This window comes from Methylibium sp., from assembly GCF_031393925.1.
GTDB lineage: Bacteria > Pseudomonadota > Gammaproteobacteria > Burkholderiales > Burkholderiaceae_C > Methylibium.
The window spans coordinates 1-5,608 of sequence record NZ_JANMWL010000148.1 but is presented as its reverse complement, the minus strand read 5'-3'; the positions used below and the strand labels follow the sequence as shown (position 1 = coordinate 5,608).

The following is a 5,608-nucleotide window of genomic DNA, read 5'->3' as shown; positions in this document are numbered from 1 at the left end:
GAGTACAACCCGGGTTCATTCATCAGCCTTGTCAGCCCAACGCCGCTGCTGATGATCGTCGCCCTGGAAGACCATTTGGCAATCGCAGACCTCGCGTTGGAAGCCTATGAGGATGCGCGCGAGCCCAAGCGTCTGCTGACCTTACAGGGCGGTCACTTTGAGCCCTACGTGAAGCAGTTCGACCGTGCGGGCGGCGGCGCCAATGCTTGGTTCGTCGAGCACCTCTTGAAGTAAGCCATCCGGTCAGGGCGGACGCTTACCAAGTGGCGGTCCTGGACTTGACCCGGTTGCGCGGACAGGTTGGGACTTGATTCTCAAGTCGGTACGGTGAGCGCAGGTGCAGGGTTATCCACCGGCGGCGTGGCGCCAGCCACGCAAACGCCGACGGTGGGTAACCCGTGTGCACCGCGCGGTGCTGGCACGCGGTTGTTGTCGATGTGTTTCCTTTCAAAGTTGGCCGGAGATGTCTGGCCCAGCGCACTGTGCCGGCGCCGCGGGTTGTACCAACCCTCGATGTAGGTGAAGAGGGCCATCCGGGCCTCGGTCTTGGTTGGCCAACTCCTGCGGTCGATCAATTCGCATTCGAGTGTGGCGAAGAAGCTCTCGGCCATCGCGTTGTCGTAGGCATCGCCCACCGTGCCCATCGAGGGCCGCACGCCCATCTTCTTGCAGCGCTCGCCGAAGGCGATGCTGGTGTACTGCCCGAGTTCAACCGATCGCTGTGGTGAATCAGGCTCCGGATTTGTGCGAACAGATGGGACAGGCCGGATACCGCAAGGCCGCTTCACTGTTCGACTGGGAGGTCAAGGTCGACCGCGTGCTCGACATCTACCGCGATGCAATCAAGGTGCATGCGAGCGCACGGCCTACGCAGCCCGCCCGACGATCGATGCCGTAGCGATCAACTCTTCGAGCAGTGCCATCGAGACCTTGCCCGACACGGCGAACGGGTCGAGCACCGGTCGTTCGCTGTACTTCAGCACGATCGACGGGTTGATGCGCGCGAGGTTGGCCTGCCCCATGGTCCAGCCGGCGAAGCGCCGCTCGTTGACCTCTTCGAAGTGAAGCAGCGTCACGTCGCGATGGCGGCGGTCGCGGGCAATGCACGCGTACAGCGCGTTGACGGTGTCGCGCCCGCCTTCGAGCACCTGCATGAACACCTCGCCGCCGTGGCACAGGATGCCGGTGACGCCGTGCGCCGGGTTGTGGGTGCGACAGCGCACGAGGATCGCGTCGATCAACTCGGGCGTCACCGGCTCTGCGGCGCGGCTGGCATAGAGCAGGCGGACCAGCATGTGCTCCCTCAGCCCTCTTCGGGCCGCCCCAACAAGGGCGCTGAGCGCCCCGGGGGCAACGCAGGGCAGCCTCGTACCCCTCGAGGACGGCATCGCAGTTGCGCGGGGGTCGTCATGCTCAACCCTGCTTGTGGTTGACGAGCGAGAGGAACTCGCGGCGCAGGTTGGCGTCCTTCAAGAAGCTGCCGCGCATCACACTGTTGATCATCTTGGCGTCCATGTCCTTGACGCCGCGCCAGTTCATGCAGAAGTGATCGGCCTCCATCACGATGGCCAGGCCGTCCGGGCCGATCTTGTCTTGCAACAGGTCGGCCAGCTGCGTGACCGCCTCTTCCTGGATCTGCGGGCGGCTCATGATCCAGTCGGTCAGGCGAACGTACTTCGACAGGCCGATCAAGTTGGAGTGCTCATTGGGCATGAGCCCGATCCATACCCGCCCGAGGATCGGGCAGAAGTGGTGCGAGCAGGCGCTCCTGACCGTGATCGGGCCGATGATCATCAACTCGTTCAAGTGCTCGACATTGGGAAACTCGGTGACCTGCGGCGGCTCGGTGTAGCGGCCCTTGAACACCTCGTTGACGTACATCTTGGCGACGCGGCGCGCGGTGTCCTGGGTGTTGTGGTCGCTCACCGTGTCGATCACCAGGCTGTCGAGCACGCCATGCATCTTGACGGCCACCTCGTCGAGCAACTGTTCGAGCTCGCCCGGCTCGATGAACGCGGCGATGTTGTCGTTGGCGTGGAAGCGCTGGCGCTGCAGGGCGATGCGCTCGCGTATCTTCACCGACACGGGCGTGCCCTCGTCGTCGTCGGCACAGGTCTTGTCAGGCACGACGGGCACGGCGGTAAGCGAGCAGGGAGCGTTCATGGGCGCGGGCTTGGGCGGGAGGCTGTTGTAGCAGGTTTTCAGCCGCGTGCGGTGGGCACGGCCAGCAGCGCCTCGAGCGTCTGCAGGGTGTCGGCCTCGTGCAGCGGCTTGTCGGTGCGAAGGCGCAGCATGCGCGGAAATCGCACCGCGATACCGCTCTTGTGGCGCCGGCTGCGCTGGATGCCTTCGAATCCAAGCTCGAACACGAGCGTGGGCCGCACGCTGCGCACCGGGCCGAAACTCTCCAGCGTGTTGGCGCGAATGCTGCGGTCGACGGTGCGGAACTCCTCGTCGGTCAGACCCGAATAGACCTTGGCGAAGGCCACCAGTTGCAGCGCACCCGGCTGCGCCGGCTCGAGCTTCCACTTCCACCAGGTCCCGCCGGCCTTGGTTCGCCCGGTGCCGTATGCGGACTCCAGGTGCTTGAGCATGAAGCCCTCCACGCCGAGCTCGCGCGAGCCGCGCGCGGCGTTGCCGTTGCGGCTCGTGACGCACGTCATCGCCGGCCCATTCGAGCAGGTCGTAGGCGATGAATTGCACCGGTGCGTCGGCGAGCAGCTTCTTGCCGAGCGACTTGCGGCCGATGCGCTGCTGCAGCAAGGCGAAGGGTGCCGGCCGCTCGTTCTTCCACACCAGCAGCTCACCGTCGAGCACGGTGCCGTCGGGGAGGGCGAGCGCCATGTGTTCGACCTCGGGGAAGCGTTCGGTCATTAGCTCTTCGCCGCGTGACCAGAGCCATACCCGCCCGGCGCGCTTGACGAGTTGGGCGCGGATGCCGTCGTACTTCCATTCGACCAGCCATTCGCCGGGGGCGCCGAACCGCGCCTCGAAGCTGTCGCGCTTGCCTTCGATCGGGTGCGCCAGAAAGAACGGATAGGGCTCGCCGGCTTCGCGTGCGGCGCCGTGTTCGGGCGGCGCCAGCAGGGCTGTGTAGCGCGCGACGTCCGGTGCGCGCTTGGCATCGGTGTAGCCCATCATGCGTTGCGCCACGAGCTTGGGGTCCAGGCCTGTGTGTTCGCCCAGCGCGCGCTGCGGCTGCCAGCGGTAGATCGGCAGGCCGAAGGTGGATTCGGTGATGAAGCAGTCACAACGCTGCGGCTCGAACGGTGCGCAGGTCGTGTTGTCGTCGCCCGCACCCGAGACAAAGTAATCGCCCGAGGCCACCCACACGCGGCCCGCATGCTCGAGCCGCACCTGGGCCGAGCCGAGCACGTGGCCGGCCGGGTGCAGCGACAGGCGCACGCCGAAGTGGTCGATGCGCTTGCCATAGGTCAGCGTCTGTAGCGAGATCGCGCCGAGCCGCGCGCAGCACGCCCTCACCGGGCGCGGCCGCGAGGTAATGGCCGTGGCCGACACGCGCATGGTTGGCGTGGGCATGGGTGATGACGGCACGCGCCACCGGCCGCCATGGGTCAATGTAGAAGTCGCCCGGTGGGCAATACAGCCCCTCGGGGCGCTCGACCAGCAAGTCGCCCGAGTTCATGGACGCTCAATACCGGCCCGTGGCGCCCGCCGCGCGCAAGTACAGCCGAGCGACCGAAGCCACCAGACCGCGCCGCAACCAGCGCCTCCAGCCGGCCAGCGGCGGCGATGCGGTGATTTCCGCGGAAGCGGCGAAGTCGCACTCGAGCGCCTCGGCCAGCGTGGCGACGAAGCCGGCGTCGCGCACTGCCACGTTGGCCTCCAGGTTGACCAGCAGCGACAGCGGGTCGATGTTGGAGCTGCCGACCGTCGCCCAGCGCGTGTCCACGCACGCGACCTTGGCGTGCAGGAAGGCGGGCGTGTATTCGTAGATGCGCACACCCTGGGCCAGCATCTCGTCATAGACCGCCTGCGCAGCCAGCGCCGCGAACCGATAGTCGACCTTGCCCTGCAGCAAGAGCCGCACCCGCACGCCGCGCTGCGCCGCCTGCGTGAGCGCGCGACGAAACTCCAACCCTGGATAGAAGTAGGCCGAGACAAGGTCGATGCGCTGTTCGGCGCTGCGCAGCGCGTCGATGTAGCTGCGCTCGATGCTGCGCCGCTGGCGCAGGTTGTCGCGCACCAGGAAGGCGGCTTGCATGGGCTGCAACGTGCGCGGCGTCACACCGCGTGCCTGGCGACGGCGCACGATGCGTAGGCGCCTGAGAAGGCGCCTGGCCTTGCGCACCGGCTGGCTGCTGCGGGCGATCTCGCGCACCTCGCCGCGCCAGTCGCGCCCGAACCAGGCGCGCGTCCACATCGCGCGCGCGGTCTGCTCGACCGGCTGCACCACCGGCCCGCAGAGCCGCACCGCATAGTCGAGCCGCGGCGCGTCGCTCCAGCCGTGGCGCTGATCGTGGCGGTCATCGATCAAGTTGATGCCGCCGACGAAGCCGATCTGCCCGTCGACCACGCACAGCTTCTGGTGCAGCCGGCGCAACTGCCCGGGCACGAACCAGCTCCACCAACCATGCACCGGTCGAAATACCGCCAGCCCGACGCCGGCCGGCTCGAATTGCTTGCGCAGCGCCGCCAAGGCGTGCAGCGAGCCAAAACCATCCACCACGACGCGCACGCGCACGCCACGTCGCGCCGCGGCGCACAGTGCCGCGGCCATGCCGAGGCCGGCCGCGTCGTCGTCGAAGATGTAGGAGGCGAGCCAGATTTCGTGCAGCGCACCACCGATGGCCTGGTGCATCGCCGGGAAGAGCATGTCGCCGCCGCGCAGCAGCTCGATCTGGTTGCCGCCACTGAACACGGCGCGCGAGCTCGTGGTCCAGCGCAGCGCCTCGCTTGCGTGGTCGACGCGCGCAAAGAACCCCTCGCGCGCCGCCATCATTCAGCCTTCGCCGGGGGACCGCCCCAAGAAGGCTGGGCGCCCCCATGGGGGCCGCTCCGCAGGGGCGTGGGGTCGTTCGACGCAGCCTGGAACTCAAACTCCGCAACCAGCGGCAGGTGGTCCGACATACGCGCCCAGGTGGCGCCGCGCGGCACGAACGTGGACACGCAGCGAAGGTGGCGCGTGTAGATGCGGTCGAGCGCGAACACTGGCGCGAGCGATGGGAAGGTGAGCGTGCGCTGCGTCACCGGGCCGGCCGGTGGCACCGCGCGCTGCAGGCCGCAGGCGCGCATCGGCGCGTCCAGGCGCTCGCCCCAATCGTTGGTATCGCCGGCCACGACAAGCGGCAGCGTCGCATCAAGGCGCTCGATGAACTGCGCCAGGCGCTGCACCTGCCGCACCCGGCTGGCGTGGCTCAGGCCGAAGTGCAGCACGATGGCCTCGACCGCACTGCCCTGCCACTGCACCGGCACGTGCAGCAGGCCGCGCTGCTCGAAGCGGTGATCGCTCACGTCGTGGTGGCCGATGTCACCGATCGGCCAGCGCGACAGCAGCGCGTTGCCGTGCTCGCCCTCGCGCGTGGTGGCGTTGGTGCGGTAGGCGACGTCGTAGCCTTCGGGTGCCAGGAATTCGGCCTGGCTTTGG

Annotated in this window: 5 protein-coding genes and 3 pseudogenes; 2 read left to right on the top strand and 6 right to left on the bottom strand. The window is 67.7% G+C overall.

The window, feature by feature from the left end:
* A pseudogene (locus RMO12_RS08525) lies at positions 1 to 234 on the top strand (hypothetical protein); the annotation flags it as partial.
* 206 nt (positions 235 to 440) lie between these two features.
* On the opposite strand, the pseudogene RMO12_RS08520 reads toward RMO12_RS08525, so the two are convergent.
* Positions 441 to 739: pseudogene (locus RMO12_RS08520) on the bottom strand (integrase core domain-containing protein); the annotation flags it as partial.
* On the opposite strand from RMO12_RS08520, the gene RMO12_RS08515 reads away from it, so the two are divergent.
* A complete protein-coding gene (locus RMO12_RS08515) occupies positions 725 to 898 on the top strand; it encodes a hypothetical protein (RefSeq protein WP_309638958.1) in 174 nt (57 codons plus the stop codon). The pseudogene RMO12_RS08520 and the gene RMO12_RS08515 sit on opposite strands and share 15 nt — an antisense overlap.
* Here RMO12_RS08515 and RMO12_RS08510 read toward each other — a convergent pair.
* The 5 genes and pseudogenes from RMO12_RS08510 to RMO12_RS08485 all read right to left on the bottom strand — a co-directional run.
* Complete coding sequence (locus RMO12_RS08510; RefSeq protein ID WP_309626134.1) at positions 867 to 1,295, bottom strand: BLUF domain-containing protein; 429 nt, start codon at positions 1,293 to 1,295, stop codon at positions 867 to 869. The genes RMO12_RS08515 and RMO12_RS08510 overlap by 32 nt on opposite strands.
* A gap of 118 nt (positions 1,296 to 1,413) precedes the next feature.
* On the bottom strand, positions 1,414 to 2,163 hold the full coding sequence (folE, locus tag RMO12_RS08505; RefSeq protein ID WP_309638957.1) for a GTP cyclohydrolase I: 750 nt from the start codon (positions 2,161 to 2,163) through the stop codon (positions 1,414 to 1,416).
* Positions 2,164 to 2,201: 38 nt separating this feature from the next.
* A pseudogene (locus tag RMO12_RS08500) lies at positions 2,202 to 3,225 on the bottom strand (ATP-dependent DNA ligase); the annotation flags it as partial.
* A 427-nt stretch (positions 3,226 to 3,652) separates the two neighbouring features.
* On the bottom strand, positions 3,653 to 4,960 hold the full coding sequence (gene clsB, locus RMO12_RS08490; protein ID WP_309638956.1) for a cardiolipin synthase ClsB: 1,308 nt from the start codon (positions 4,958 to 4,960) through the stop codon (positions 3,653 to 3,655).
* Positions 4,960 to 5,608, bottom strand: a 649-nt coding sequence (locus RMO12_RS08485) for an endonuclease/exonuclease/phosphatase family protein (protein ID WP_309638955.1), incomplete at its 5' end; no start/stop codon positions are given. The genes clsB and RMO12_RS08485, both read right to left, overlap by 1 nt.